Annotated in this window: 26 protein-coding genes and 1 pseudogene; 20 read left to right on the top strand and 7 right to left on the bottom strand. The window is 63.0% G+C overall.

Annotated features, from left to right (window positions below; genetic code table 11):
* The first annotated feature begins 241 nt into the window (after positions 1 to 241).
* The 7 genes from aptA (at position 242) to NKI37_RS03665 (ending at position 6,380) form a co-directional block, all read left to right on the top strand.
* Positions 242 to 1,570, top strand: a complete 1,329-nt coding sequence (aptA, locus tag NKI37_RS03695; RefSeq protein ID WP_023687994.1) for an omega-aminotransferase AptA — start codon at positions 242 to 244, stop codon at positions 1,568 to 1,570.
* Positions 1,571 to 1,682: 112 nt separating this feature from the next.
* Entirely contained in the window at positions 1,683 to 2,129 is a 447-nt protein-coding gene (locus NKI37_RS03690) for an endonuclease domain-containing protein (protein ID WP_352794372.1), read from the top strand.
* A 3-nt stretch (positions 2,130 to 2,132) separates the two neighbouring features.
* Positions 2,133 to 3,383 carry a Zn-dependent hydrolase gene (locus tag NKI37_RS03685; protein WP_023690832.1) on the top strand — a complete coding sequence of 417 codons (1,251 nt, stop codon included), beginning with the start codon at positions 2,133 to 2,135 and terminating at the stop codon, positions 3,381 to 3,383.
* Between the two features lie 307 nt (positions 3,384 to 3,690).
* Complete coding sequence (locus NKI37_RS03680; protein ID WP_352790682.1) at positions 3,691 to 4,068, top strand: endonuclease domain-containing protein; 378 nt, start codon at positions 3,691 to 3,693, stop codon at positions 4,066 to 4,068.
* A gap of 86 nt (positions 4,069 to 4,154) precedes the next feature.
* Positions 4,155 to 5,606 carry a dihydropyrimidinase gene (hydA, locus tag NKI37_RS03675; protein ID WP_023699634.1) on the top strand — a complete coding sequence of 484 codons (1,452 nt, stop codon included), beginning with the start codon at positions 4,155 to 4,157 and terminating at the stop codon, positions 5,604 to 5,606.
* Positions 5,603 to 5,980, top strand: a complete 378-nt coding sequence (locus tag NKI37_RS03670) for a hypothetical protein (protein WP_352790680.1) — start codon at positions 5,603 to 5,605, stop codon at positions 5,978 to 5,980. The genes hydA and NKI37_RS03670 overlap by 4 nt, the downstream gene beginning before the upstream one ends.
* A gap of 16 nt (positions 5,981 to 5,996) precedes the next feature.
* The gene (locus tag NKI37_RS03665) at positions 5,997 to 6,380 is read left to right on the top strand and encodes a hypothetical protein (RefSeq protein ID WP_027050643.1); all 384 of its coding nucleotides are present in this window, start codon (positions 5,997 to 5,999) and stop codon (positions 6,378 to 6,380) included.
* 17 nt (positions 6,381 to 6,397) lie between these two features.
* On the opposite strand, the gene NKI37_RS03660 is transcribed toward NKI37_RS03665, so the two are convergent.
* A complete protein-coding gene (locus tag NKI37_RS03660) occupies positions 6,398 to 6,802 on the bottom strand; it encodes a cupin domain-containing protein (protein ID WP_502896397.1) in 405 nt (134 codons plus the stop codon).
* A gap of 110 nt (positions 6,803 to 6,912) precedes the next feature.
* Between NKI37_RS03660 and NKI37_RS03655 the strand changes: the two genes are divergently transcribed.
* From NKI37_RS03655 to NKI37_RS03635, 5 genes and pseudogenes are all read left to right on the top strand, one after another.
* Positions 6,913 to 7,704 (top strand): ABC transporter ATP-binding protein, encoded by a 792-nt coding sequence (locus NKI37_RS03655; protein ID WP_023733095.1) that lies wholly within the window; start codon positions 6,913 to 6,915, stop codon positions 7,702 to 7,704.
* A complete protein-coding gene (locus tag NKI37_RS03650; protein WP_023815590.1) occupies positions 7,694 to 8,230 on the top strand; it encodes an endonuclease domain-containing protein in 537 nt (178 codons plus the stop codon). Before NKI37_RS03655 ends, NKI37_RS03650 begins: the two co-directional genes overlap by 11 nt.
* Positions 8,231 to 9,109, top strand: a pseudogene (locus NKI37_RS03645) (ABC transporter permease). It begins immediately after the preceding gene.
* On the top strand, positions 9,106 to 10,260 hold the full coding sequence (locus NKI37_RS03640; RefSeq protein WP_352790673.1) for an ABC transporter permease: 1,155 nt from the start codon (positions 9,106 to 9,108) through the stop codon (positions 10,258 to 10,260). The pseudogene NKI37_RS03645 and the gene NKI37_RS03640 overlap by 4 nt, the downstream one beginning before the upstream one ends.
* A 38-nt stretch (positions 10,261 to 10,298) precedes the next feature.
* Complete coding sequence (locus NKI37_RS03635) at positions 10,299 to 11,270, top strand: ABC transporter substrate-binding protein (RefSeq protein ID WP_352790671.1); 972 nt, start codon at positions 10,299 to 10,301, stop codon at positions 11,268 to 11,270.
* A gap of 48 nt (positions 11,271 to 11,318) precedes the next feature.
* On the opposite strand, the gene NKI37_RS03630 is transcribed toward NKI37_RS03635, so the two are convergent.
* Positions 11,319 to 11,777, bottom strand: a complete 459-nt coding sequence (locus tag NKI37_RS03630) for an Lrp/AsnC family transcriptional regulator (RefSeq protein WP_023668224.1) — start codon at positions 11,775 to 11,777, stop codon at positions 11,319 to 11,321.
* A 123-nt stretch (positions 11,778 to 11,900) separates the two neighbouring features.
* On the opposite strand from NKI37_RS03630, the gene NKI37_RS03625 reads away from it, so the two are divergent.
* Complete coding sequence (locus NKI37_RS03625; RefSeq protein WP_023668225.1) at positions 11,901 to 13,184, top strand: cystathionine gamma-synthase family protein; 1,284 nt, start codon at positions 11,901 to 11,903, stop codon at positions 13,182 to 13,184.
* Positions 13,185 to 13,430: 246 nt separating this feature from the next.
* On the opposite strand, the gene NKI37_RS03620 is transcribed toward NKI37_RS03625, so the two are convergent.
* From NKI37_RS03620 to NKI37_RS03610, 3 genes are all read right to left on the bottom strand, one after another.
* Positions 13,431 to 15,080 carry a thiamine pyrophosphate-binding protein gene (locus tag NKI37_RS03620; protein ID WP_023714796.1) on the bottom strand — a complete coding sequence of 550 codons (1,650 nt, stop codon included), beginning with the start codon at positions 15,078 to 15,080 and terminating at the stop codon, positions 13,431 to 13,433.
* Positions 15,077 to 16,252, bottom strand: coding sequence for a CaiB/BaiF CoA transferase family protein (locus NKI37_RS03615; protein WP_023668227.1), 1,176 nt, complete (start codon positions 16,250 to 16,252; stop codon positions 15,077 to 15,079). The genes NKI37_RS03620 and NKI37_RS03615 overlap by 4 nt, the downstream gene beginning before the upstream one ends.
* Positions 16,253 to 16,334: 82 nt before the next feature.
* Entirely contained in the window at positions 16,335 to 17,267 is a 933-nt protein-coding gene (locus NKI37_RS03610; protein ID WP_023735983.1) for an alpha/beta fold hydrolase, read from the bottom strand.
* A gap of 140 nt (positions 17,268 to 17,407) precedes the next feature.
* Here NKI37_RS03610 and NKI37_RS03605 point away from each other — a divergent pair, with 140 nt between their 5' ends.
* From NKI37_RS03605 to NKI37_RS03590, 4 genes are all read left to right on the top strand, one after another.
* On the top strand, positions 17,408 to 18,298 hold the full coding sequence (locus NKI37_RS03605; RefSeq protein ID WP_023735982.1) for an alpha/beta fold hydrolase: 891 nt from the start codon (positions 17,408 to 17,410) through the stop codon (positions 18,296 to 18,298).
* Positions 18,295 to 18,744, top strand: coding sequence for a MarR family winged helix-turn-helix transcriptional regulator (locus tag NKI37_RS03600; RefSeq protein WP_023714791.1), 450 nt, complete (start codon positions 18,295 to 18,297; stop codon positions 18,742 to 18,744). Before NKI37_RS03605 ends, NKI37_RS03600 begins: the two co-directional genes overlap by 4 nt.
* A 98-nt stretch (positions 18,745 to 18,842) precedes the next feature.
* Positions 18,843 to 19,856, top strand: coding sequence for a ribonuclease T2 family protein (locus NKI37_RS03595; RefSeq protein ID WP_023714790.1), 1,014 nt, complete (start codon positions 18,843 to 18,845; stop codon positions 19,854 to 19,856).
* A gap of 70 nt (positions 19,857 to 19,926) precedes the next feature.
* Complete coding sequence (locus NKI37_RS03590; protein ID WP_031194875.1) at positions 19,927 to 20,541, top strand: hypothetical protein; 615 nt, start codon at positions 19,927 to 19,929, stop codon at positions 20,539 to 20,541.
* Between the two features lie 5 nt (positions 20,542 to 20,546).
* Here NKI37_RS03590 and NKI37_RS03585 read toward each other — a convergent pair whose 3' ends face one another.
* Complete coding sequence (locus NKI37_RS03585) at positions 20,547 to 21,833, bottom strand: GGDEF domain-containing protein (RefSeq protein WP_352595291.1); 1,287 nt, start codon at positions 21,831 to 21,833, stop codon at positions 20,547 to 20,549.
* 234 nt (positions 21,834 to 22,067) lie between these two features.
* Between NKI37_RS03585 and ettA the strand changes: the two genes are divergently transcribed.
* From ettA to NKI37_RS03570, 3 genes are all read left to right on the top strand, one after another.
* Complete coding sequence (gene ettA, locus NKI37_RS03580; protein WP_352790668.1) at positions 22,068 to 23,717, top strand: energy-dependent translational throttle protein EttA; 1,650 nt, start codon at positions 22,068 to 22,070, stop codon at positions 23,715 to 23,717.
* 49 nt (positions 23,718 to 23,766) lie between these two features.
* Positions 23,767 to 24,537 (top strand): trans-aconitate 2-methyltransferase, encoded by a 771-nt coding sequence (gene tam / locus NKI37_RS03575; RefSeq protein WP_023712413.1) that lies wholly within the window; start codon positions 23,767 to 23,769, stop codon positions 24,535 to 24,537.
* Between the two features lie 131 nt (positions 24,538 to 24,668).
* On the top strand, positions 24,669 to 25,790 hold the full coding sequence (locus tag NKI37_RS03570; RefSeq protein WP_023668239.1) for a beta-ketoacyl-ACP synthase III: 1,122 nt from the start codon (positions 24,669 to 24,671) through the stop codon (positions 25,788 to 25,790).
* On the opposite strand, the gene NKI37_RS03565 is transcribed toward NKI37_RS03570, so the two are convergent.
* The gene (locus NKI37_RS03565; protein WP_023697037.1) at positions 25,791 to 26,357 is read right to left on the bottom strand and encodes a methyltransferase family protein; all 567 of its coding nucleotides are present in this window, start codon (positions 26,355 to 26,357) and stop codon (positions 25,791 to 25,793) included. It lies immediately after the preceding gene.
* Between the last annotated feature and the right edge of the window lie 165 nt (positions 26,358 to 26,522).

Raw genomic sequence — 26,522 nt, 5'->3', positions numbered from 1 at the left:
CTGCAAGCCTTGGCCGAGCGGGTCATCTGGACCAATTCTCTGGACCAGTTTTTCTCTTACCCGTGGAGCGCACTTCGCAGGCCGCATTTCCGCTAGTAATCCCTTGACCGCCGACAGGGCGGTGCTAACGTTTGTCCAATCGGTCAAAAATTTGCGTAGCATGAAAACGCAGCAAAGACCAAGCTTTGGAAAGACCAAGCGTTAGCCGCACCGAAACAGGTTACAAGGGGAAGTCTTGGTCATGTCCAACCGGCTGAAAGTCACGCCGAACGATCTCAGCGCATTCTGGATGCCGTTCACGGCAAACCGGCAGTTCAAACAGGCGCCGCGCATGTTCGTGTCCGCCAAGGACATGCACTACACCACCAGCGACGGCCGCAAGGTGCTCGACGGCACCGCGGGCCTCTGGTGCGTCAATGCCGGCCATTGCCGTCCCAAGATCACCGAGGCGATCCAGCATCAGGCCGCCGAACTCGACTATGCGCCGGCCTTCCAGATGGGTCACCCGATCGTGTTCGAACTGGCCAACCGCCTGGTCGACCTCGCGCCCAAGGGCATGGACCATGTCTTCTTCACCAATTCCGGTTCGGAATCGGTGGAAACCGCGCTGAAGATGGCGATCGCCTATCACCGTGTGAAGGGCGAGGGCGCGCGCACCCGCCTGATCGGCCGCGAACGCGGCTATCACGGCGTCAATTTCGGCGGCATTTCGGTCGGCGGCATCGTCACCAACCGCAAGATGTTCGGCACGCTGCTCGGCGGCGTCGACCACATGCCGCACACGCATCTGCCGGAAAAGAACGCCTTCTCCAAGGGCGTGCCGGAATATGGCGCCGAACTCGCCAACGAGCTGGAGCGCATCGTTGCCCTGCATGACGCCTCGACCATCGCCGCCGTCATCGTCGAACCGGTCGCCGGCTCCACCGGCGTCATCCTGCCGCCGAAGGGCTATCTGCAGAAGCTGCGCGAGATCTGCACCAAGCACGGCATTTTGCTGATCTTCGACGAGGTCATCACCGGTTTCGGCCGTCTCGGCGCGCCGTTCGCAGCGGATTATTTCGGCGTCACGCCCGACATCATGACCACCGCCAAGGGCGTCTCCAACGGCGTCATCCCGATGGGCGCGGTGTTCGTGAAGAAGGAAATCCACGACGCCTTCATGACCGGCCCCGAGCACATGATCGAGTTCTTCCACGGCTACACCTATTCGGGCAATCCGATTGCGTGCGCCGCGGCACTCGGCACGCTCGACACCTACAAGGAAGAGGGCCTGCTCACCCGCGGCGAGGAACTAGCGCCGTACTGGGAAGATGCGCTGCATTCGCTGAAGGGCGAGCCGCATGTCATCGACATCAGGAACATCGGCCTGATCGGCGCGATCGAACTGGCGCCGATCGCAGGCAGCCCGACCAAGCGGGCCTTCTCGGCCTTCGTAAAGGCGTTCGAGCGCGGCGCGCTGATCCGCACCACCGGCGACATCATCGCGCTGTCGCCGCCACTGATCATCACCAAGGGCCAGATCAACGAATTGATCGACCATGTCAGAGAAGTGCTGAGGGCGATCGATTGACAAACCGGGCGCGGATAGCCCTCCCCCTCGAGGGGAGGGTGGCCGCGAAGCGGTCGGGTGGGGTCGGTGCGACCGGACGCCGACCTGCTCTTTTGTTCCGAGGCCGCTCCTGATGCCCCGTACCCGCGTGAGCTTCGAAATGCGCCAAAAGGCGCGAGCGCTTCGAATTCACGCGACCAAGGGAGAATCGCTGCTGTGGTATGAACTGCGGGACCTGAAATCAGCCGGCATCAAGTTTCGCCGTCAGTGCCCGATTGGCCCGTACATCGTGGATTTTGCCTGCTTGGCGATGAAGCTGATCGTTGAGGTCGATGGCGACATGCACGAACACGACAGGGGTAGTCGGCACGATGCCGTTCGCGATGCTTATCTGCGATCGCTCGGATTTGAAGTCTTCCGTGTTGACGAGCCCGATGTCATAAACAGCGCTTGGCACGTCGCGCAGGTGGTCAAAGAGAAGGTCGCGCGCGTCGCGGGCGACCCCACCCGACCGCTTCGCGGCCACCCTCCCCTCGAGGGGGAGGGGGACGCCGCCGCCCCGCAACCGATGAGGTTTTAGAGCATGGCCGCCCCAGGCGAGAATCTGCGAATCAATTCAGACCGTTTGTGGGATTCCATCATGGAGATGGCGAAGATCGGCCCCGGTATTGCCGGCGGCAACAATCGCCAGACCGTGACCGACGAGGACGGCGAGGGACGGCATCTGTTCAAGCGCTGGTGCGAGGCGGCCGGGCTCGAAATGGGGCTCGACGAAATGGGCACCATGTTTGCCCGCCGGGAAGGCGCTGATCCCAGCCTGCCGCCGGTTTATGTCGGCAGCCATCTCGACACGCAGCCGACCGGCGGCAAATATGACGGCGTGCTCGGCGTGCTCGGCGGGCTGGAGATTATTCGCTCGCTTAACGATCTCGGCATCCAGACCAGGCATCCAATCGTCGTTACCAACTGGACCAATGAGGAAGGCTCGCGCTTTGCCCCGGCTATGATGGCGTCCGGCGTGTTCGCCGGTGTGCTCGATCAGGCGGACGTGTATCAGCACACTGATAAACAGGGCAGGAAATTTGGCGAGGAGCTGGAGCGCATCGGCTGGAAAGGCACCGAGAAAGTCGGTGATCGCAAGATCCACGCCTTCTTCGAACTGCATATTGAGCAGGGGCCGATCCTCGAGGACGAAGGCATCGACATTGGCGTCGTCACCCACGGCCAGGGCCTGAAATGGCTGCAGGTAACGCTGACCGGCAAGGAGGCGCATACCGGCTCGACCCCGATGCCCAAGCGCCGTAATGCCGGGCTCGGCATGGCTCGGGTCATCGAACTGGTGCACGAGATCGCCATGGACTACCAGCCCGACGCCGTCGGCGCGGTCGGCCACATGGAGGTGTTTCCGAACTCGCGCAACATCATCGCCGGGCGCACCGTCTTCACTATCGACATCCGCTCGCCCGAGAAGGAAGTGCTGGACGCGATGGATGGGCGCATACGCGAAGGCATCGACACAATCTGTGAGGCGCTCGACATCCAGTACAAGGTCGAGCAGGTCGGCGCTTTCGATCCGGTCACCTTCGATGCCGGCTGCGTCAAGGCGATCCGCGACGCCGCCGATCGGCTCGGCTATTCCCACCGCAACATCGTCTCCGGCGCCGGCCACGACGCCTGCTGGATCAACCGCGTTGCGCCGACCGCCATGGTGATGTGCCCCTGCGTTGACGGGTTGTCACACAACGAGGCTGAGGAAATCACCAAGGAATGGGCCGGCGCCGGCGCCGACGTGCTGTTCCATGCGGTGGTAGAGACAGCGGGGATCGTGGCGTGAGAGGTCGGCGCTGCACCCCCACCCCTAACCCCTCCCCACAAGGGGGAGGGGGACTCCCGCAGGCGCTGAACTCAGCTAACCACCGGGGTTCAACACTGAATATGAGGCGCGCGCCAGCGTTCCCTCCCCCTTGTGGGGAGGGCAGGGTGGGGGTCTTCTTCGCAAGAATCTTATATGCGGCGGCCCTGCCACGAGCGGGTATCGGACTAGCATCGCCGCCGCCATTGTCTTTGGCAGCTTGCTTTGACGATTGGACTATGAGAGCGCAACGCCAAGCCTCCCTCCCCCTTGTGGGGAGGGATTGAGGGTGGGGGTACTCTTGGCACCAACCTCTATCGGCCCGGCAGCCATCAAACGTGCCAGAGCTTTGCGGCGGAACATGACGGACGGCGAGCGCAAGCTCTGGTCCGAGTTGAAGGAATTCCGCCGGCTCTATGGGCTGCACGTGAGGAAGCAGGCGCCAATCGGGCCTTACATCGTCGACTTCGTTCTTCATGAAAAGAACCTCGTCATCGAGGTGGACGGAGAGCATCACTTCACGCCGGAGCGAATGGAGAAGGATCAAAAACGCGATGCATGGTTTGGTCGAGAGGGTTATCGTGTGCTGCGATTTTCTACCGGAGACCTAGCGAATTCTTTCGATGGTTGCATCGAGGAGATATTGCGGAAAGTTGGAGTGATGTAGCTGCGGTTCAAGGCTCCTCGATTCTGACCGATATGAATCAAGCAAAGCGCTCACAAGAAGCGCGAAGAGAACAAGGGAACACGACAATGACCAAAGTCATCCGAAACGGCACCATCGTCACCGCCGACCGCACCTGGAAGGCCGATGTGCTGATGCAGCACGGCAAGATCGTCGCCATCGGCTCGAACCTGCATGGCGACCATGAGTTCGACGCCAGCGGCTGTTACGTCATGCCGGGCGGCATCGATCCGCACACCCATCTCGAAATGCCGTTCATGGGCACCTATTCGGCCGACGATTTCGAGTCCGGGACGCGTGCGGCCCTTTCCGGTGGCACCACGATGGTGGTCGATTTCTGCCTGCCGGCGCCGCAGCAGTCGCTGCTGGAAGCGTTGCAGATGTGGGACAACAAGACCTCGAAGGCTGCCTGCGACTACTCCTTCCACATGGCGATCACCTGGTGGGGCAAGCAGGTGTTCGACGAGATGGCCACCGTCGTCGACAGAGGCATTACCTCGTTCAAGCATTTCATGGCCTACAAGGGCGCGCTGATGGTGGACGACGACGAGATGTACGCGTCGTTCCAGCGCTGCGCCGATCTCGGCGCGCTGCCGCTTGTTCATGCCGAGAATGGCGACGTGGTTGCGGCGCTGTCGCAAAAGCTGCTCGCCGCCGGCAATAATGGCCCCGAGGGACACGCCTATTCGCGGCCGCCGGAAGTGGAGGGCGAGGCGACCAACCGCGCCATCATGATCGCCGACATGGCCGGCGTGCCGCTCTATGTCGTGCATGTGTCCTGCGAGCAGAGCCACGAAGCCATCCGCCGCGCCCGCCAGAAGGGCATTCGGGTTTTCGGCGAGCCGCTGATCCAGCATCTGACGCTGGATGAAAGCGAGTATTTCGACAAGGATTGGGACCATGCGGCGCGCCGCGTCATGAGTCCGCCCTTCCGCAACAAGCTGCACCAGGATTCGCTGTGGGCCGGCCTGCAGGCGGGATCGCTGCAGGTGGTGGCGACCGACCACTGCGCCTTCACCACCAAGCAGAAGCGCAACGGCGTCGGCGATTTCACCAAGATCCCGAACGGCACTGGCGGGCTTGAAGACCGCTTGCCCGTGCTGTGGACGACGGGCGTCAACACCGGGCGGCTGACGATGAACGAGTTCGTCGCGGTGACTTCGACCAACATCGCCAAGATCCTCAACATGTATCCTAGGAAGGGCGCCATCGTCGAAGGCGCGGACGCCGACATCGTGGTGTGGGACCCCAGCGCCAAGAAGACCATCACCTCGAAGAAGCAGCAATCGGTGATCGACTACAACGTCTTCGAAGGTTTTGAGGTGACCGGCCTGCCGCGCTTCGTCTTTTCGCGCGGCGAATTGTCGGTCGAGGAAGCGGAGGTCAAGGCCAAGCCCGGCCATGGCGAATTCGTCGCCCGCGAGCCGAACGCGGCGGTCAACCGGGCTCTGTCGACCTGGAAGGACATTACCGCGCCGCGCAAGGTGGAACGCACCGGCATTCCGGCGACAGGCGTTTGACGTTGCGGAGCCCGGGGGCGCTCATTTCACTGGTCGTGGCGATGGTGGTCGCTGGTCCGGCAACAGGGGCCGAGAGGCTGGCCGGCTTCTGGGGCAACGATGCCGGTTGTGTCTTTGCAAAGGCCGGCTTTCAGGGCCGCGACGATTATATCGTGCTGACCGCCGAAGGCATCGAGACCTATGGCAGCGGCTGCCGGTTCGCGCAGCAATTGACGTGGGCGCCGGGCACGCAATCGCTTGATGCGACCTGTTCCGCCGAAGGCGAGGCGGGGACGACGGCTGAAACCGTTGTGGTCACCAACAAGGGCGAGGGTGGGTTCTTCGTGACCATTCCCGGTCTTGAAGAAATGGGGCCGTTGCAACCGTGTTCGTGACGTTGGAGCTGGGGGAATGAGCGCGCGCGGTTTGGGGCCGTCTGTTGCGATGATAGTCGTTCTGGCTGCGGGTCAGGCCCTTGCGGCAGGCATCGACCTGACGAAACCCTATGGGGACAAATATGGCTGCATCAACCGCAACGGCCAGGAAGTCGCCGCCGATCGGATGCTGCTTTTGACCGACGAGGCATTGGTCACCGCCGCCAGCGCCTGCACCTTCACGGAGAAGCAGGCGCAGGCTGATGGGTCGCTGGTGGTGACGGCAACATGCGAGGCGGAAGGCGAAGAAGGACAGGAGCCGACCAAATTCACCATCAAGCGCAGCGCCAAGAACGCCAAGAAGCTGACGGTCGCCGACGACGACGGCAATGTCATGGGCGAAGTGGCGCGGTGCAAATGACGGCAGTCCCGTCAGCGTCAGGCCACCAGCGCATCCAGTTCCGGCAACAGGACGACGCTTTCCTTTTCATTGGGATCGGTGCGGGCGATGACGGCCGAGGACGGGGCGTTGCTCAGATTGGCCGGCAGATGCGGTACGCCGGCCGGGATGTAGAAGAGGTCGCCGGCCTTGACGACGATGTGGTTGTCGAGCCTGTCGCCATACCATGTGTGGACCTCGCCCGAGAGCACATAGATCGCCGTCTCATGGCTTTCATGCAGATGCGCCTTGGCGCGGGCGCCAGGCGGCAGGGTGAGCAGATGCATGCAGATGCCGGACGAGCCGACCGTCTCGGCTGCAATGCCGGCAAAATAGGTCAATCCCTGCTTGCCTTCATAAGTGCTTTCAGGACGGATAAGGTGACAAGTGGGTTTGGGCGACATCGGCAAGGCTCCGGGCGTCGATTGGGTGGGATTGGACGAGTGGAAAGCAACATCAACGCGAATGCAACGGCATTTCATCCTGGGCGGCCGCGAGAAGCAGGCAGCAAGCGATGACGGGACGATCGCCAGCCGTCGTCTCGGCAAGCAAACTTGGCCTTACCTTTCAGACCAATGACGGTCCGGTAGAGGCGCTCTCCAATGTCGACCTGACCATCGGCAAGGGTGAGTTCGTCTCCTTCATCGGCCCATCGGGCTGCGGCAAGACCACCTTGCTGCGCGTCATCGCCGATCTGGAGAAACCGACATCGGGCACGATCTCGGTCAACGGCATGACGCCGGAACAGGCGCGCGAGAAACGCGCTTATGGCTACGTCTTCCAGGCGGCAGCCCTTTTCCCGTGGCGCACGATCGAGCGTAACGTGGCGCTGCCGCTGGAGGTCATCGGCCTTTCGAGAGCGGAGCAGGCCGAGCGCATCAAGCGCACGATGGAGCTCGTCAACCTCTCCGGCTTCGAGAAGAAATACCCTTGGCAGCTTTCCGGCGGCATGCAGCAGCGCGCTTCGATCGCCCGCGCGCTCGCCTTCGACGCCGACCTGTTGCTGATGGACGAGCCCTTCGGCGCGCTGGACGAGATCGTGCGCGATCATCTCAATGAACAGCTTCTGGAATTGTGGGCGCGCACCAACAAGACGATCTGCTTCGTCACCCATTCCATCCCCGAGGCGGTGTATCTGTCGACGCGCATCGTCGTCATGTCGCCGCGCCCAGGTCGGGTTACCGACATCATCGAATCGACGCTGCCAAAGGAGCGGCCACTGGACATCCGCGAGACGCCGGAATTTTTGGCGATCGCGGCCAGGGTACGCGATGGCTTGAGGGCAGGGCACAGCTATGATGATTGAGGGGGCGAACGACCGGCTGGCTCCTCTCCCCAACGGGGAGAGGGTGGCCGGAGCGAAGCGGAGGTCGGGTGAGGGGGCGGCGCCGACGGATCCGACCAAGAGAAATGTCGGGGCAACCGCTCGCGCCCGAAAGCTGCGGTTTGACGAGACCGAAGCTGAATACCGGCTTTGGGGGGAATTGAGAGGACGTCATCTCAACGGCTACAAATTTGTGCGGCAAGTGCCGCTCGGACCTTTCATCGCGGACTTCGTCTGCCGCGAGCAGGGGCTGATTGTCGAACTTGATGGCAGCCAACACGCGGAATCACTGACCGATCCCGCCAGGACAGCCTGGCTGAACGGACAAGGTTATTCGGTTCTGCGCTTCTGGAATCACGAAGTTTTGGCTGAGCGCCGAGCGGTCCTGGATACGATCTTGGCTTGTCTCGACGGAAAGATTTCTACCCCCTCACCCGACCTCCGCTTCGCTCCGGCCACCCTCTCCCCGTTGGGGAGAGGAGGGCGCCCCGCTGGCGAGGCGCGATAGATGGACACCTTCCGCGAAAAATTCATCCCCGTGACCTCCGTCCTCCTGGGCGTGGTGGTGCTCTGGTATGTCTTCGCCGTCATCCTAAACGCGCCCTTCCAGCGCGACCTCGACCGGCGCGCCGGGGAAACCCACGACACCGTCGAATTCATCGGCTAGACGCTGTCGCAGCCCAAGCCGACGCTGCCGGCGCCGCATCAGGTGGCGGTGAACTTCTTCGAGAACACCTTCCTGCGGCCCATCACATCGAGCCGAAGCCTCGTCTACAATGCTTGGGTGACCCTGTCGTCGACGTTGCTCGGCTTTGCCTTCGGCACGGCGCTCGGCATCGTCATCGCGGTTGGCATCGTGCATGTGGCGACGCTCGACCGCAGCCTGATGCCGTGGATCATCGCCTCCCAGACGATTCCCATTCTGGCGGTGGCGCCGATGATCATCGTCGTGCTGGGGGCGATCGGCATCAGCGGTCTGATCCCAAAGGCGATGATCTCGACCTACCTGTCGTTCTTCCCGGTGACGGTTGGCATGGTGAAGGGCCTGCGCTCGCCCGAACTCATGCATCTCGACCTGATGCACACCTACAATGCCAGTGTCTCGCAGACCTTCTGGAAGCTGCGGGTGCCGGCCTCGGTGCCGTTCCTGTTCACCTCGATGAAGGTGGCGGTGGCGGCGAGCCTGGTCGGCGCCATTGTCGGCGAACTGCCGACCGGTGCTGTCGCCGGCATCGGCGCCAAGCTTTTGGCAGGCGCCTATTACAGCCAGTCCATCGACATCTGGTCCGCCCTTGTGGCGGGCTCGGTGGTGGCGGCCCTTCTGGTCATGGTGGTCGGCATAGCCGGGAGCCTGGTTGACCGCGCGATGGGCGGGAGGCCGGCATGAACTGGCTGAAGCCCTCCTGGCAAGCCGTGCTGGCCATTGCGCTGTGTCTTGTAGCCCTGTCGCTCGGCGCGATGTCGAAGCCGGAAGCGGCCACCCTTGCAGACCCGACGGCAAGCTTCGACTACCCCTATTTCGGTATAAAGACCCCGATGATCGGCCTGGCCGTGCTGGCGGGGCTGATCTCGATGATCAGAATTTCGCCGCTGGCCGAGGCTGCGGTGCTGTTCATCGGCGCTCATCTCGTCGCCTGGATGCTGATCTCGGGCATTACAGGTTTCGAAGGCACGGCATTGGCGCCGTATTTCCTGCTGCTCGCCGCTGCCTGGCTGCTGGCCTGGCGCTGTGTGGCGGTGCTGTCGGGGCTTCGCCCGATGGCAAAAGGGGCGCGGATGGCGCTGCGCCTCATCATCCCGGCGATCTTCGGCGCCTGGATCCTGATCATATGGGAAGCGGTGACGCGTGGCGCCGGCATTCCCTTCATCCTTTTGCCGCCGCCGAGCGCCATCGGTGTGCGCATCGCCAGTTCCCTGCCGGTGCTCGGCGCCGATATCAGGCAGACCATCTTCAAGGCGGTGATCTTCGGTTATGTCATCGGCAGCGGCGCCGGCTTCCTGGTGGCGATTGCGGCCGACCGCGTGCCGTTCCTGCGCCGCGGTCTGCTGCCGATCGGCAATATGGTCTCGGCGCTGCCGATCATCGGTGTGGCGCCGATCATGGTGATGTGGTTCGGCTTCGACTGGCCGTCCAAGGCCGCGGTCGTCATCATCATGACCTTCTTCCCAATGCTGGTGAACACGGTTGCCGGTCTTGCCGCCTCCGGCCATATGGAGCGCGACCTGATGCGCACCTATGCGTCGGGCTACTGGCCAACACTCTTGAAGCTCCGGCTGCCGGCGGCAGCGCCCTTCATCTTCAACGCGCTGAAGATCAACTCGACGCTGGCGCTGATCGGCGCCATCGTCGCCGAGTTCTTCGGCACGCCTGTGGTCGGCATGGGCTTTCGCATCTCGACCGAGGTCGGGCGGATGAACATCGATATGGTCTGGGCCGAAATCGCAGTTGCAGCACTGGCGGGTTCGGTCTTTTATGGCGTGGTCGCTCTCGTCGAGAGAGCCGTCACGTTTTGGCATCCCTCTGTCCGTGGTGGATAGGGCGGTGGGTTCGGGTGTTAACTTCAGAGGGTAAAAACATGAAAAGACTGATCATTCCGATGCTGGCCGGCGCGATGTCGCTGGCCGCGTTCCAGGCAATGGCCGCCGACAAGGTGACCTTGCAGCTGAAATGGGTCACGCAGGCGCAGTTTGCCGGCTACTATGTCGCCAAGGCCAAGGGTTTTTATGAAGCAGAAGGCCTCGACGTCGACATCAAGCCGGGCGGTCCCGATATCGCACCCGAGCAGGTGATCGCCGGCGGTGGCGCCGACGTCATCGTCGACTGGATGGGCGGGGCGCTCGCCGCGCGCGAAAAGGGCGTGCCGCTGGTCAACATCGCCCAGCCGTTCAAGAAGGCCGGCATGGAGCTGGTCTGCCCGAAGGATGGCCCGATCAAGACCGAAGCCGATTTCAAGGGTCACACGCTCGGCGTCTGGTTCTTCGGCAACGAATATCCTTTCTACGCCTGGATGAACAAGCTCGGCCTGAAGACCGAAGGCGGCCCGGATGGCGTCACGGTTTTGAAGCAGAGCTTCGACGTGCAGCCGCTGATCCAGAAGCAGGCGGATTGCATTTCGGTCATGACCTACAACGAGTACTGGCAGCTGATCGATGCCGGCTACAAGCCGGACCAGCTCACCGTGTTCAACTACTCGGCGATGGGCAACGACCTGCTTGAGGACGGGCTCTATGCCTCGGAAGACAAGCTCAAGAATCCGGCTTTCGAAGACAAGATGGTGCGTTTCGTGCGCGCCTCGATGAAGGGCTGGAAATATGCCATCGACAACAATGACGAGGCCGCGGGCATTGTCATGGACGGCGGTGGCCAGGACGAAAACCACCAGAAGCGGATGATGAGCGAAGTCGCCAAGCTGATCGACAATGCCGACGGCAAGCTCGACCCGGCGACCTACGAGCGCACCGCCAAGGCGCTGCTCGACCAGAAGATCATCACCAAGGCGCCGACCGGCGCCTACACCACGGCCATCACCGACAAGGCGATCAAATAAGCCTGGCCAGGCAATTTCGACCTCGAGAGCGGCGCCTTTGACCAAATGTCAGAGGCGCCGTTCCTTTATGGTGTTCATGACGAAGCTGGTCTCGATCGAAGCGACGCATTTCAGCCGCGCGATCTTTTCCTTGATGAAGCGCTCGTACTGTTCGAGGCTGCCGGTCACCACCTTCAGCACATAGTCGCGCGCCCCGGTGACGAGGTGGCATTCCAGCACCTCTTCCCACCCGCGGATGGCGTCCTCGAACATGACGATCTCGTCCTCGTTCTGGCGGCTGAGCCGGACGGTGGCGATGGCGACCATGTTCCACCCGAAGGCGGCCGGGTCGACCAGCGTGGTATAGCCCCTGATGATGCCGGCCTCCTCCAGCCGGCGTACCCTCCTCAAACATGGCGACGGCGACAGGCCGATGCGCTCCGCCAGCTCATTGTTGGTGATGCGGGCGTCGGCCTGCAGCTCGCGCAGGATCTTGCGGTCGAAATCGTCGGCTATCTTCTGTTGCACTTTTGCTCTCGCTCGGCAATTTGTTGCCGGAATGCAGCCATGCGAGGCCGAAAATAGCAAGGACTGGTGGACCGGGATCGCATAAATTGCTGGACGAGACTCCTCCAGAACGCAGGAAAAGCCATGACCGCGCCGCGCCCGTCGAAAACCCACATCGGCAACCACAAGCTCCATCCGGAAACGTTGATGTTGAGCTATGGCTTCGATCCGCAACTGTCGGAAGGCGCCGTCAAGCCGCCGGTGTTCCTGACCTCGACCTTCGTGTTCAAATCGGCGGAGGAGGGACGCGACTTCTTCGACTACACATCCGGCCGCAAGGAGCCGCCGAGCGGCACGGCGTCCGGCCTGGTCTATTCGCGCTTCAATCATCCCAACTCGGAGATCGTCGAGGACCGGCTGGCGGTCTATGAGGGAACGGACGCCTGCATCCTGTTCTCGTCGGGCATGTCGGCGATCGCCACGACGCTGCTCGCCTATGCCCGGCCGGGCGATGTCATCCTGCATTCGCAGCCGCTTTACGGCGGCACCGAGACGCTTTTGACGCGCACGCTGTCCGGCTTCGGCATCGGCGCTGTCGGCTTCGCCGACGGCGTCGACGACAAGGCGGTGCGGGCCGCTGCTGATGCAGCGGTGGCGAAGGGGCGTGTCTCGGTCATTCTCATCGAAACGCCGTCGAATCCGACCAACAGCCTGGTCGACATCGCACTGATCCGGAAGTTTGCCGACGAGATCGGCGCAAGCCAAGGATCAACGCCGATCATCGTCTGCGACAACACGCTGCTCGGCCCGGTGTTCCAGCGACCGATCGAACATGGCGCGGATGTCTCCGTCTATTCGCTGACCAAATATGTCGGCGGCCATTCCGACCTGATCGCCGGTGCGGCGATGGGCAGCAAGGCGGTGACCAAGCCGATCAAGGCGCTGCGCGGCGCCATCGGCACGCAACTCGACCCGCATTCCTGCTGGATGCTCGGCCGCTCGCTGGAGACGCTGTCCATCCGCATGGAGCGCGCCAACGACAATGCGCGGCTCGTGGCCGAATTCCTGCGCGATCACGCCAAGGTCGAGAAGGTGCATTACCTGCCGTTCCTGGGCGAGGATACGGCAGCGGGACGGGCCTACAAGGCGCAATGCAGCGGCGCCGGGTCGACATTTTCTTTCGATATCAAAGGCGGAGAGAAGGCGGCCTTCGCATTTCTCAACGGGCTGCAAATATTCAAGCTGGCGGTGAGCCTCGGCGGCACGGAGTCACTCGCCAGCCACCCGGCGGCGATGACGCACTCCGGCATTCCCTTCGACGTGCGCCAGCGCATTGGCGTGCTGGAGACCACGGTCAGGCTGTCGATCGGCGTCGAGCATCCGGACGATCTTATCGCCGACCTGACGCAGGCGCTGGCAGCGGTCTGATAGCTCGCTTGTAGATATCAGGAAAGGGGCGATCGTCTTGGCAGCGTCGGCGGGACAGCACCCCCCTCTGTCCTGCCGGACATCTCCCCCTCAAGGGGGGAGATCAGCAGCTCTGACCATAGCGCCCTGTCTGCAACGCTGCAGATTGGCGAAGGGCGACATGACATCCAATCTCCCCCCTTGAGGGGGAGATGTCCGGCAGGACAGAGGGGGGTGTGACGGAACTCGGCTTTCGCTGCTAACTTCTCAGCTCTTGTCGCGGATCTGCGTCATCGTCCGCGTCGGCGTGATCGCCTCGGGGTCGAGCCTGATTTCGACGATCGCCGGCTTGCCGCTGGCGCGGGCACGCTCGAAGGCAGGGGCAAAATCTGCCGTGTTCTCGACCGTCTCGCCGTGGCCGCCATAGGCGCGGGCAAGAGCGGCAAAGTCAGGGTTCTTCAGATCGGTGGCGACGACACGGCCGGGATAGTCGCGCTCCTGGTGCATGCGGATGGTGCCGTAGATGCCGTTGTTCACGACGATAACGATGATCGGCAGGTCGTATTGCACGGCGGTAGCGAATTCCTGTCCGTTCATCAGGAAGCAGCCGTCGCCGGCAAAGGCGATCACGGTGCGGTCGGGATGGAGCGCCTTGGCGGCGACCGCAGCCGGGGTGCCGTAACCCATCGAACCGGAGGTCGGCGCGCCTTGGGTGGCGAAGCGGCGGAAGCGGTGGAAGCGGTGCACCCAGGTGGCGTAATTGCCGGCGCCGTTGGTGAAAATGGCGTCATCGGGCAAAATCTTTTCCAGATAGTTCATGATCGGCCCCATCTGGACCGGGCCGGGGCCGGTCTCAGGCGGCGTCGACCAGTCGAGGTAGGCAGCGTGTGCTTTCGCTGTCTCATCCGCCCAGGCTGGCGTGGAGGTTGGCTTGCGCTTGGCAAAAGCCTCGACGAAGGCCGAAGGCGAAGCGTTGATCGCCAGGGTCGGCCGGTAGACGCGGCCGAGTTCGCCGGCATCGGCATGGACATGGACCAGCGTCTGGTCGGGGTAAGGGCTCTTCAGCAACGTATAGTCGGAGGACGGCATCTCGCCCATGCGGCCGCCGATCAGCAGCACCAGGTCGGCCTGCTTGATGGCGGTGGCCAGCTTCGGGTTGATGCCGATGCCGACATCGCCGGCATAGTTCGGGTGCAGATGGTCGAACAGCATCTGGCGGCGGAAGGAGCAGCCGACCGGCAGCGACCAGGCCTCGGCAATGGTGCGCATACGTGCCACCGCTTCCTCGTCCCAGCGTGTGCCGCCGAGGATGACGAAGGGACGCTTGGCTTTGGCCAGAAGCTTTTCCAAAGCATCGAGTTCGGCTTCGCCGGGCCGGGTTTCGACCGGCGTGTGCGGCAAGGCCGCGGGCGCGTCGACAAGACTGGTCAGCATGTCCTCCGGCAGCGAGACGACGACGGGGCCGGGGCGGCCCGATGTCGCGACAGCAAAGGCGCGGGTGACGAGTTCGGGGATGCGCGCGGCATCGTCGATCTCCACCACCCATTTGGCGATGTCGCCGAAGAAGCGCTTGTAGTTGACCTCCTGGAAAGCCTCGCGCTCCTTGGCGTGGCTGGCGACCTGGCCGATGAACAGGATGACGGGTATCGAATCCTGCATGGCAATGTGAATGCCGGCCGACGCATTGGTGGCGCCGGGGCCGCGGGTGACGAAGCAGATGCCGGGCTGGCCGGTCAGCCGCCCCTGGCAGTCGGCCATCATGGCGGCGCCGCCTTCCTGTCGGCAGACAATGGTGCGGATGGGCGAGTCATGCAATGCGTCGAGCACCGCGAGATAGGATTCGCCGGGCACGCAGAAGATGCGGTCGGTGCCGTTCGCCTCGAGTGCGTCGACAATCAGTTGTCCACCGGTCTTCATCGTCCAGACTTCTCCAGTTCGGCAAGAATTTCTTCGGTATGTTCGCCAAGGCGTGGCGAAGGGCGTTCATAGACCAGCGGTGTGCCGGACATCACCATCGGCGCGCGCACCGAGGGCAGACGATTGCCATGGCCATCGTCGAGGTCGAGGCGCATGCCGCGTGCGATCGTCTGCGGGTCGGCAAACATCTGGCCGATATTGTTGATCGGGCTCGCCGGCACGCTTGCCGCTTCGAGCTTGGCCAGCAACGGGTCTCGGTCCCAGTTCTTCAGCGTCTCGATCATGTGCTCGCGCAATTTCACCCGGTTGGCGACGCGGGCCGGATTGGTGGCGAAATCGGGATTCGCTGAGAGATGGTCGAGTCCGACGGCGGCGCAGAATTTGGCGAACTGGCCGTCATTGCCGACCGCCAGGATGATATGGCCGTCCCTGACCGGGACAACCTCATAGGGCGCAATGTTCATATGCGCATTGCCCATCTGCACCGGCGCCTTGCCGGAGACGAGATAGTTGAGGTTCTGGTTGCCGAGTGCGGAAATCTGCGTGTCGAACAGCGCCATGTCGATATGCTGTCCCTGGCCGGTCTTTTCGGCATGGCGAAGCGCTGCCTGGATGGCGATCACCGAATAGAGGCCGGTGAAGATGTCCGATATGGCGACGCCGGCTTTTTGCGGCTCGCGCCCGACCTCGCCGGTGATCGACATCATGCCGGCCATGGCCTGGATGATGAAATCATAGCCGGCGCGGGGTGCGTAAGGCCCATCCTGGCCGAAGCCGGTGATCGAGCAGTAGACGAGCTTTGGATTGATCGCCTTCAGGCTCTCGTAATCGAGCCCGTATTTCTTGAGGCCGCCGAGCTTGAAGTTCTCGATCAGAATGTCGGCCGTGGCAACCAGCCGGCGCACCGTCTCGGCCCCTTCGGGCGTCGAGAAATCGACGGCGATGGAGCGCTTGCCGCGATTGCAGGAGTGGTAATAGGCGGCCGACAGGTTCTCGCCATCATGGCTCATGACGAAGGGAGGACCCCATTTGCGGGTATCGTCGCCGCCATCGGGGCTCTCGACCTTGATGACATCGGCGCCGAGATCGGCCAGCAATTGTCCTGCCCAGGGGCCGGCCAGGATGCGGGCGAGTTCGACGACGCGGACGCCTTTCAGCGGAGGTTCAGCCATAAATCACCAAAAACGGGTCGGAACCGCAGCCTCTATCAACCCGGGATGCCGCTGTCACGGGCCTTGCGGTGGGCCAGCGATGTCAGCGTTTGAGCACGCTATCGGCCCAGGCAGCGAAATCGTCCATGACGACATCGCGGTTCACCTCGTTCAAGCTTTCGTGGCGGGTGTCGGCGTAAACCTTTGAAACCAGATTCGAAAAGCCCATCGCACGCATGCGCTTGGCGAGATGGTCGATGCCCTTGCCATAGTCGGAGGCCGGATCCTTCTCGCCGCCGACGATGCTGACGGGCAGGTCGCGCCTGATGCCGGCAAAGCCCGCATCCTTGCCGCCTTTCTGCGCCATCTCCACGACATCGCGCCACATCGAGATCGAGGCATCCCAGCCGCACAGCGGGTCGGCAATGTACTTGGCCACTTCAGCCTCGTCGCGCGACAGCCAGTCGAACGGCGTCTTGTGGTTGGGCACCGCCTTGCCCCAGGCCTGGAAGGTCAGTTTGGGCAAGACGCGTGAGGGGACATCGGAGCCGAGCCTGAAGCGCTCATAAGCGAGGATGGCGAGCGCAAGCCGGCCGAGCAAGCCTTGTGAGAAATTGCCGTTCCAGATCGCCGCGGCGTGGACGCGCGGCGAGTGCGCCAGCAGGTAGTTGAGCGCCACCGACGCACCCATCGAATGGCCGAACAGGATGACGGGCAGGCCGGGCTGCTCCCTTGCGATCAAATCGTGGACGGCATCGACATCGGCGATCACCTTGGCCGGGCCGCCTGTGCCGGCGAACCTGCCGAGCGGGGCATCGGGCGCCTTGGTCGCGCCATGGCCGCGATGGTCGTGGACGTAGACATGAAAGCCGCGGGTGCTGAGGTAATCGGCGAAGCGGGCATAGCGCGCCGCATGTTCGGCCAGGCCGTGATTGACCTGGACTACCGCGCGTGGAGAGCCCCCCGCGTGCTTCACATAGAGGTTGAGCGTGGCCCCGGTCGGAGAGGCCAGCGTCGTCTGCTTGTCAAATGCCATGTCTCGCTCCTCGGCGACTGTTGGGCGACGGCGGGACCGACGTCAAGGGGAGGTCGAAATCAGCCGGGGTCACTATTGACAGCTTGCTGTCAATTTGGTTATATGACAGCATACTGTCAAATTACATCGGGAACATGAGTATGAAAACCGTTTCGACCGTTTCGCGCCGCGCGTTTCTGCTGGCGAGCCTTTCATCCGCAATGCTCCTGCCCGGCATTGCTTCCAGCCAGACCAGGGAGATGACCATGAAGACCTCAACCATTGCCGGCCCGCAGGGCCAGCTTGCCGGCTACGACATCAAATCCGGCGACGGCCTGCCGATCCTGTTCGCGCATGGCGACTGCAGCCGCGCCACACAGTGGAACCGGGTGATGCAGCTCACCGCAGGTGGCCGTGAGGCGGTCGCCTTCGATTTTCGCGGCCATGGCGCATCGGCGCCTGCAGCTGATGCCGACTACGGCTATGACGGCCGTGCCGACGATATTGGTGCGGTGGCCGATGCGTTCGGCCTGAAGCGGTTTGTCCTCGTTGCACATAGCGGCGGCAGTGGGGCCGCGCTCGCCTATGCCGCCGGCCATGCCGACCGTGTTGCCGGCATCCTGCTGGTCGATCCGGCGACCGATCCGCGCGCCCTGCCCAAAGAGATTCGCGACGGGTTCGTGCGCGATCTGGCGGGGCCAAACGGCGGCGATGTCCTGAGCGCTTATTACACCTCGATCGCCGGCTCCAACCCAGATGTCCGCAAACAGGTCATCGCCGATGCGGCGGTGGTCGATCCGGCGGCTCGGGCAGGCGTCGGCAAGGCGCTGGCGGAATGGAATCCCGAACCGACGCTCGACGCCTATCACGGGCCGATCTTCGTGCTGGCCACGGAGGCCAATGACAATGCGGCGGCCCTGTTTCGGCTGCGCAGCGGAATTGGCCACAGAACCGTCGCCGGTTCCGGCCATTGGGTGATGCTTGACAAGCCGGAGGCGGTGGCTGAAGCCGTCAACACTTTCGTTTCCACCATCGAGGCCGGCCAGAAATGACAAGCAGGACCGAAGCCGGAGATGTGCTCACCGAACTGGTGCTTGCCGTGTTCCGGCTGAATGGCGGGTTTCTCGACGCGGCCGACCGGCTGGCGGAGCCTGCCGGGTTGACGGCGGCGCGCTGGCAGGTTCTGGGCGCGGTGCTGAAGGAGCCGAAATCGGTGGCCGACATTGCCCGCCACATGGGGCTTGCCCGCCAGAGCGTGCAGCGCCTTGCCGACATTCTGGCCGCCGAAGGGCTCGCCGCCTATGCGGACAACCCGGCGCACCGCCGCGCCAAGCTCCTGGCGATGACCGATGCGGGCCGGGCCGCGATCAGGGATATCGGCACGCGCCAGCATGTCTGGGCCAACCGCATCAGCGAGGGCATCGAGCCTCGCGTGCTTGAGACCGCGCTTGATCTGCTGCGTATGTTGACGAAGCGGGTCGAGGAGGGCGGGGTCTGATCGACCGAGCGATTGTTTTTTGCGGCGGACGAAAGAAATCGTAATTCTGACATGTCACACGTTTCTAGCTTGCGCTATGAAACGCTAGGAGTGCTGGAATGCGGATATCGGCGATATGGGGTGCGGTGTTGGTGGCGCTGGCCGGTGTCGGCCTAGCGCGCGCCGATGTGAAGATGAGCGGCTCCTTCGTGGCCGATGCTGCCTGTCCAGCAACGCAGGCAATCAAGAGCGGCAAGAACCCCGGCAATATCGCGACAACGGCTGGACAGAGCTACGACCTCCTGGCCGGCAACAAGGATGCGCCGACGCATTACCTCATCCGCGTGCCGGGCGCCGATCCTGAGCGTCGCTGGGTCAAGATCAGCTGCGGTCATGTCACCGGCGGCAGCGCAGCCGCCCAGCCGGCCGCGCCCGCCGATCAGGGCAAGCCTGCGGCGCCGGCTTCAGGAAAACCCGAATATGTTTTCGCGCTGAGCTGGCAGCCGGCCTTCTGCGAAACCAAGTCGAGCAAGCCCGAATGCCAGGCGCAGACGGCGGGCGGCTTCGACGCGTCGCATTTCACATTGCATGGGCTCTGGCCGCAGCCGAACGGCAATTTCTATTGCCAGGTGCCGGCGAGCGACAAGGCCAATGACAATCCGGCCCATTGGGCAGACCTGCCGCCGGTCGATCTCGATGCCGCTACGCGCGCCGAGCTCGACCAGGTTATGCCGGGCACCGCCTCCAAGCTCGAACGGCATGAATGGATCAAGCACGGCACCTGCTACGGCAAGAGCCAGCAGGAGTATTTTGCCGAGGCGCTGAACCTGATGCGGGCGGTGAATGCCTCGCCGGTGCGCGAGCTCTTCACCAGGAATGTCGGCAAGCAGCTGACTTCGGACCAGATCCGCAGCGCCTTCGACAGCGCCTTCGGCGCCGGGTCGGGCGCGCGGGTGCGTGTCTCCTGCCTGGTCGATCCGTCGAGCGGCAGGCGGCTGATCGGCGAGCTGACGCTCGGCCTGACCGGCCCGATCGGCCCCGACAGTTCGCTGAGCACTCTCATGCTCGCCTCGGCGCCGACGACCAAGGCGGGCTGTCCGAAGGGCTCGGTCGATGCGGCCGGGTTCCAGTAGGATATCCGTCTGTCGCTTGGCAGTGACGCGGTGATATGGTCTGGATGTGTTTCATTCGGCGGGGGTGGCGATGAGTGGCATGACATCAGGCGCGCTGGCGCGGCTGGCTTTCTGGGCCAGGGGGATGACCGCCATTAAAGACGGCCGCATGGAATGGCCGGGCTTTTCCTATACCGATGCCGAGTGGGCGCGCATGCGCGTGCTTGCCGCGCCGATCGGGGCAAGCCGCTACCAGCTGTTCACTTGGGTCAATGCCGCGATCTTCATCGCCATTGCCGCGCTCGGCATCGTCTGTGTCTTCCTGCCGCTGGCGACACTTTTGTTTCCGGTGCCGGCCGACACCAGCGCGCTCAAATTCTCGGCTCTGCTGGCGGCGTGTGCCTTCCTCATAATCGGGCTCGGCTTGCCGATCTCCATGCGCCTGTCGAGCGCGTTGGCCATCTCTCGGGAGATGCGCGCCGGTCTTGTCGGCGAAGCCGGTGACGAAGCGCTGGCAGCAAAAGTGTCTTGGCAGATCAACCGCATCATGCTGGTCATGTGCGGCCTGCTGGTGCCCGGCATTCTGTTGTTCATCGCTTATGACATCGATGCCAGTCCGATCATCACCGTGCTGAAATGGCTGGCCATCGCGCTGATAGCCGTTTCAGTTGCGGTCGGCGCGTTGCAGCAGCGCAAGCGGAGCTGACAGCCTTATCCGCTGACGCCACGCGTGGGCAATGTCCACGCAGTTAGGTCTTCGGCATCGTCATGCGCTTCGCCGACGACGCGGTCACGCCCGGTGGACTTGGCCCTGTAGAGACGCTCGTCGGCAAGGGCGAAGAGATCGGCAAGCGAGCCTACGGTCTCATCGACAGTGGCGATGCCGGCGCTGACGCTGATGTCGAACCGGTTTACGCACGCTTTGACGGCCTGGCGGAGGTTTTCTCCGAGCAACCTGGCGACCGCATGCGGCTGCGAGCAAAGGATGGCGAACTCCTCGCCGCCGATCCTGAAAACCTGATCGTGTGCGCCGGCCGCCTGGGTCAGCACCTGGGCGATCGATCTCAGCACCCTGTCGCCCTCGGCATGGCCGAAGCGATCGTTGATCGACTTGAAATGGTCGACGTCGACGATCAGCAGGCTGAGCGGTTGGGCCGTGCGCAGGCTGACGGCAACCAGACGTTCGCCGTCGCTGTCAAAGCGTCCCCTGTGCAACAGGCCGGTGAGGCCGTCGCGGCCGACATGTTCGACCAGGGCTTCGTAGCGCTCGCGATAGGTCAAGGTGTCGAAGACGTCGGACAGCCCGCGCGGTGCCACGACCTGACGCGTTTCGAACCATCTGAGGTAGGCGACAAGCATGGCGCTGTAGGCAAAAGCGGCACCCATCTTCGCGAACCAGCCGCCGAAGAAGACCGCGATCGGTGCGCCGGCGACGAAATGCAGGGCGGTGAAAAATCCGGCCTGGTCGAAGGTGAGCACGCAGGCGACGCAAATCAGGATGCGGGAGAACGGCGCCTTGCGCAGATAACGCCCGAGCTTTTCGTAAAGCAGGATGATCAGGATGGCGTCGATGAAGAGCAGCGTCGTGCCCCATACCATCAACCAGCCCATCTGGTCGATGAAGCCGATATCGGGAAGCTTGCCGTCGGAAAGAGCTGAAATATCGTGCAGGCGCAGGATCAGGACCAGCCCGATCATCAAGGCGTTGCCGAGCAGCAGGCCATAGATCGGCTGGCGCACCGTGGCCGCATCTTCCTTCATGTAGAGCAGAAGCAGCATCACCAGCTTGCCGGAGAACAGCACCGCCGAGCCTGGCGAGACCATGCCGAAGGGCAGGGCGACATAGAAGACGCTGGCGAGATAGGTTTCGAGGAAATGCATGGCGCCCAGCGCGCAGACGAAGACGCCGAGGCCGATGCGATCCCTGAAGCGGAACAGCGTGACCATGACGCTGAAGTAGACGACCGCTTCGGCAAGGAGCAGGAAACTGTTCAGCACTACCTTCGGTCCGATCTTTACTTTCGATCGCGACAGGCCAGCGATCAATCCTGTTTTGACGCTGAAGGGTTAACCGGGGATTTCAACGCTCCCTACAACCGGCGGAAAACTTAACGTGCGGTGTACACCCGGCTTGAAATGGCAAAAGCGATTGCCGTTCGGCCCGGCATCGCCTACATAGCGGCCAACCTCCATTCAATCCGACATTTCGGTCAATCATCAAGGAAAGCGCGCGTGGCACGCCAGTTCATCTATCACATGGCCGGCCTCAACAAGGCCTATGGCACCAAGAAGGTGCTTGAGAATGTCCATCTCTCCTTCTATCCCGACGCCAAGATCGGCATCCTCGGCCCCAACGGCTCGGGTAAGTCGACGATCCTCAAGATCATGGCCGGGCTCGACAAGGAGTGGAACGGCGAAGCCTGGCTCGCCGAAGGCGCCACCGTCGGCTATCTCGCGCAGGAGCCGGCGCTCGATGCCAACAAGACGGTGTTCGAGAACATCATGGAAGGTGTCGCCGCCAAGACCGCCATCATCGAGCGCTACAACGAATTGATGATGAACTACTCCGACGAGACGGCTGACGAGTCGGCCAAGCTCCAGGACGAGATGGACCGGCTCAATTTGTGGGATCTCGAACAGCAGGTCGAGATGGCGATGGAAGCGCTGGGCTGCCCGCCCAAGGATTCCGAGGTCACCAAGCTTTCGGGCGGTGAGCGCCGCCGCGTCGCGCTCTGCCAGCTGCTGCTGCGTCAGCCCGACCTCTTGCTGCTCGACGAACCGACCAACCATCTCGACGCCGAAACCACGGCGTGGCTCGAAAAGCATCTGCGCGCCTATCCGGGCGCCGTGATGATCATCACCCACGATCGCTACTTCCTCGACAATGTCACGGGATGGATCCTCGAGCTCGATCGCGGCCGCGGCATTCCCTATGAGGGCAACTACACCAAATACCTCGAAGCCAAGGCCAAGCGCCTCAAGCAGGAAGGTCGCGAGGACGACGCCCGCCAGCGCGCCATCGGCCGCGAGCGCGAGTGGATCCAGTCCAGCCCGAAAGCCCGCCAGACCAAGTCCAAGGCGCGTATCCAGGCGTTCCAGGAGCTGCTGGATGCAGCCGACAAGCGGCGTCCGAGCGATACGCAGATCGTCATTCCGCATGGCGAGCGGCTCGGCAATGTGGTGATCGAGGCGGAAGGCTTGTCGAAGGGCTTTGGCGACACGCTGTTGATCGAAGGCCTGGAATTCAAGCTGCCGCCAGGCGGCATCGTCGGCGTCATCGGCCCGAACGGCGCCGGCAAGACGACGCTGTTCCGCATGATCACCGGCCAGGAAACGCCGGATGCCGGCTCTGTCCGCATCGGCGAAACGGTGAAGCTCGGCTATGTCGATCAGAGCCGCGATGCGCTCGATCCGTCAAAGACCGTCTGGGAAGAAATCTCGGGCGGCGCCGAAGTGGTCAAGCTCGGCAAGTTCGAAGCCAACACCCGCGCCTATTGCGCATCGTTCAACTTCCGTGGCGGCGACCAGCAGCAGAAGGTCGGCAAACTCTCCGGCGGCCAGCGCAACCGCGTGCATCTGGCAAAAATGCTGAAGACCGGCGGCAATGTGCTGCTGCTCGACGAACCGACCAACGATCTCGACACCGAAACGCTGGCGGCGCTCGAAGACGCACTGGAAAATTTTGGTGGCTGCGCGGTCATCATCTCGCACGATCGTATGTTCCTCGACCGCCTGGCCACCCACATCCTCGCCTTCGAGGGCGACAGCCATGTCGAATGGTTCGAGGGCAATTTCGAGGACTACGAGCAGGACAAGATCCGTCGTCTCGGCCCCGAAGCCGTCAACCCGCACAGGATGACCTACAAGAGGCTGACGCGGTAAGGGAGCAACCGGGGCGGCGAATTTCTCAACTGATACGAGGAAAGCTTGAATGACCGACTGGTCCGCCGCCCAATATCTGAAATTCGAGGATGAGCGGACGCGGCCCGCGCGCGATCTTGTTGCGCAGGTGCCGGTGGATTTCCCGCGCCGGGTGGTCGACATCGGCTGCGGCCCGGGTAATTCGACCGAGCTGCTGGTCGAGCGCTGGCCGGGCGCTGAGGTGAGCGGCTTCGACACCTCTCCCGACATGATCGAGAAGGCGAAGGCGCGCCTGCCCAGCGTCAATTTCGACCTCGCCGATGCCTCGACATGGCGGCCGGCCGAGCCGGTCAACGTCATCTTCGCCAACGCGGTATTCCAGTGGCTGCCCACCCATCCCGCTGTGTTTCAGCGGCTGATGGGCTTTCTCGCCCCCGGTGGCGCGCTCGCCGTCCAGATGCCCGACAATCTGCTTGAGCCGTCGCATCAGGTGATGCGCGAGACGGCCGCCGAAATGCCGTTCGCCGCCAAGATGGCAGGTGCTGCGCGCGGACCGCTGCCGGCGGTGTCGTTCTATTATGATCTCTTGTCGCCGCTCTCCGACCGGGTGGATATCTGGCATACGGCCTACAATCATCCACTGACCGACGCCGAGGCGATCGTCGAATGGGTGAAGTCGACGGGGCTGAAGCCTTTCCTCGATCCGCTGGACGCCGGCGAGCGCAAGATCTTCCTCGACAGCTACACGGCCAAAATTGCCAAGGCCTATCCGAAGACCGCAAACGGCAAGGTGCTGCTGCGCTTCCCGCGCATTTTCATCGTCGCCAAGCGGGCCGGCTAGCACTCCCGATGACATCCGGCCACAGCCTATGGTTTAAGCCGGCGTAAACCGGTGGGGTGAGAAAAGTGTTGTGTCGCGCCCCTTCGTCGTTCACATGAGAACGACAACGCCTGCGCATGGACGGACTGGATATGCATCGCGTCATCATCAGCGGCATTGGCGTTGAAATCCCTGAAGCCAAGATCACCAATGAAGAACTGGTCGCCAGCTTCAATGCCTGGGTCGACACCGAGAATGCGCGCCGGCAAGGCACGGATGAGACGCTGCTGCAGAAATCCGACAGCGCCTTCATCGTCCATGCCTCGGGCGTCCAGACCCGCCATGTGATCGAGCGCGAAGGCATTCTCGATCCGACCCGCATGGCGCCGCGCATTCCGGCGCGGCCCGATGATGCGCTGTCGCTGCAGGCCGAGTTTGGAGTGGCCGCGGCCCGGAAGGCGCTCGACCATGCCGGCCTGAAGCCGTCCGACATCGACCTGGTGATCTGCTCGGCCTCGCACCAGCAACGGCCCTATCCGGCGATCGCTATCGAAATGCAGGAGGCGCTGGGCACCAAGGGCGCCGGCTTCGACATGGGGCTTGGTTGTTCATCGGCCGCGGCCGCCTTGCACATTGCGGCCAATCTCGTGCGGGCGGGTGCGCACAAGCGCGTGCTGGTGGTCACGCCGGAGATCATCACCGGCCATCTCAATTTCCGCGACCGGCAGACGCATTTCATCTTCGGCGATGCATCGGTGGCGATGGTGGTCGAGGGGCTGGGCGAGGGCGAGAGGCGGCCGGGGCGTTTCGAGGTGCTGGACACGCGCACCTGGACGCAGATGTCGAACAATATCCGCACCAATCTGGGCTATCACACCCGCACCGCCCAGGACGATCCTTACATGATCAACCTCGAAGGCAATCTGATCAAACAGGTCGGCAACAAGGTGTTCAAGGAAGTCACCGTCGCCGGCCACAAATTCATTGTCGAATTCCTCGCCGAGCACGGGCTGACGCCGCAAGCCATCAGGCGATTCTGGCTGCATCAGGCCAATGCGCGAATGAACGCCATGATCCTGAAACTGGCCTTCGGCCACGAGGTCGACCATGACCGCGCGCCGATGGTGCTGGAGCGGCTCGGCAACACCGCCGGCGCTGGCGCCATCATCGCGCTGTCGGAAAACCACGCCGACATGAAGCCCGGCGATTTCGGCGTGCTGTGCGCCTTCGGCGCCGGCTATTCGATCGGCGGCGCGCTTTTGCGGATGCTGTAATCAGGCCGGCATGAACGGCACCAGCATCGGTACGCTGCGGGCATAATCGTCATAGGCGTTGCCGAGTTCTCCGCGCAGAAAGCGTTCCTCCAGCCTTGCCTTCATGACGATGCCGATGGTGAGAAGAATCGCGCCGGCGATGCCCCAGACCGTGCCTTTGGCCGCCATTGTGGCAAGCATCGCCAGAAGCAGTCCGGTATAGATCGGGTGGCGGACCATTCTGTAGGGACCGGTGTCGACGACACGGTGCTCGGCCTTGGCCGTCACCGAAGCCGACCAGAGACGGCCGAGATGCAACCGCGCCCACCAGGCGAACAACAGGCCAACGGCAACAAGCCCTGCGCAGATCCACGCTTCGGCAAGGGTCGGAAACCAGAATCGCAGCCGGCCGGCATAGCCATGCGCGGGAATGAACAGCAGCACCGCGCCGAACAACCACAAAGCGCGATAGCGAAGCTCCTCCTGGATGCCGGCACGCTTTTTCGCCGGGTCGGCCCAGAAGGCGGCTAGAAACCAGGACACGACCCAGATCAGCCAAAGCAGCGCGATTGCAGTCCCGGGACGCATGGAAACCTCCGCAGACTTGTCTCACCATGAGGCCGGTGCAGCACGGCTGCAATGCGGCGCAGTACGATAGGATATGCGATCCGCGGTAAGAAGATCGTGATCGGCTGCCATCAGCCCGCTTGATCGGATCATCATTGCTTTGGACTGGACCGGGCTCATGGCTAT

The sequence above is a fragment of the Mesorhizobium sp. M0626 genome, from assembly GCF_040320665.1.
Classification (GTDB): Bacteria; Pseudomonadota; Alphaproteobacteria; order Rhizobiales; family Rhizobiaceae; genus Mesorhizobium.
This window is presented reverse-complemented; position numbering and strand designations above follow the sequence as displayed.

Bases quoted from the DNA above. Each gene is read 5' to 3' on its own strand.
- NKI37_RS03605 (WP_023735982.1), top strand. From the start codon at position 17,408: ATGAAAACCGTTTCGACCGTTTCGCGCCGCGCGTTTCTGCTGGCGAGC.
- NKI37_RS03655 (WP_023733095.1), top strand. From the start codon at position 6,913: ATGACGGGACGATCGCCAGCCGTCGTCTCGGCAAGCAAACTTGGCCTT.
- NKI37_RS03665 (WP_027050643.1), top strand. From the start codon at position 5,997: ATGAGCGCGCGCGGTTTGGGGCCGTCTGTTGCGATGATAGTCGTTCTG.
- NKI37_RS03595 (WP_023714790.1), top strand. From the start codon at position 18,843: ATGCGGATATCGGCGATATGGGGTGCGGTGTTGGTGGCGCTGGCCGGT.
- NKI37_RS03660 (WP_502896397.1), bottom strand. From the start codon at position 6,802: ATGTCGCCCAAACCCACTTGTCACCTTATCCGTCCTGAAAGCACTTAT.
- NKI37_RS03625 (WP_023668225.1), top strand. From the start codon at position 11,901: ATGACCGCGCCGCGCCCGTCGAAAACCCACATCGGCAACCACAAGCTC.
- NKI37_RS03615 (WP_023668227.1), bottom strand. From the start codon at position 16,252: ATGGCTGAACCTCCGCTGAAAGGCGTCCGCGTCGTCGAACTCGCCCGC.
- NKI37_RS03570 (WP_023668239.1), top strand. From the start codon at position 24,669: ATGCATCGCGTCATCATCAGCGGCATTGGCGTTGAAATCCCTGAAGCC.
- NKI37_RS03600 (WP_023714791.1), top strand. From the start codon at position 18,295: ATGACAAGCAGGACCGAAGCCGGAGATGTGCTCACCGAACTGGTGCTT.
- NKI37_RS03610 (WP_023735983.1), bottom strand. From the start codon at position 17,267: ATGGCATTTGACAAGCAGACGACGCTGGCCTCTCCGACCGGGGCCACG.
- NKI37_RS03650 (WP_023815590.1), top strand. From the start codon at position 7,694: ATGATGATTGAGGGGGCGAACGACCGGCTGGCTCCTCTCCCCAACGGG.
- tam (WP_023712413.1), top strand. From the start codon at position 23,767: ATGACCGACTGGTCCGCCGCCCAATATCTGAAATTCGAGGATGAGCGG.
- aptA (WP_023687994.1), top strand. From the start codon at position 242: ATGTCCAACCGGCTGAAAGTCACGCCGAACGATCTCAGCGCATTCTGG.
- NKI37_RS03690 (WP_352794372.1), top strand. From the start codon at position 1,683: ATGCCCCGTACCCGCGTGAGCTTCGAAATGCGCCAAAAGGCGCGAGCG.
- NKI37_RS03565 (WP_023697037.1), bottom strand. From the start codon at position 26,357: ATGCGTCCCGGGACTGCAATCGCGCTGCTTTGGCTGATCTGGGTCGTG.
- NKI37_RS03640 (WP_352790673.1), top strand. From the start codon at position 9,106: ATGAACTGGCTGAAGCCCTCCTGGCAAGCCGTGCTGGCCATTGCGCTG.
- NKI37_RS03590 (WP_031194875.1), top strand. From the start codon at position 19,927: ATGAGTGGCATGACATCAGGCGCGCTGGCGCGGCTGGCTTTCTGGGCC.
- NKI37_RS03685 (WP_023690832.1), top strand. From the start codon at position 2,133: ATGGCCGCCCCAGGCGAGAATCTGCGAATCAATTCAGACCGTTTGTGG.
- NKI37_RS03620 (WP_023714796.1), bottom strand. From the start codon at position 15,080: ATGAAGACCGGTGGACAACTGATTGTCGACGCACTCGAGGCGAACGGC.
- NKI37_RS03635 (WP_352790671.1), top strand. From the start codon at position 10,299: ATGAAAAGACTGATCATTCCGATGCTGGCCGGCGCGATGTCGCTGGCC.
- hydA (WP_023699634.1), top strand. From the start codon at position 4,155: ATGACCAAAGTCATCCGAAACGGCACCATCGTCACCGCCGACCGCACC.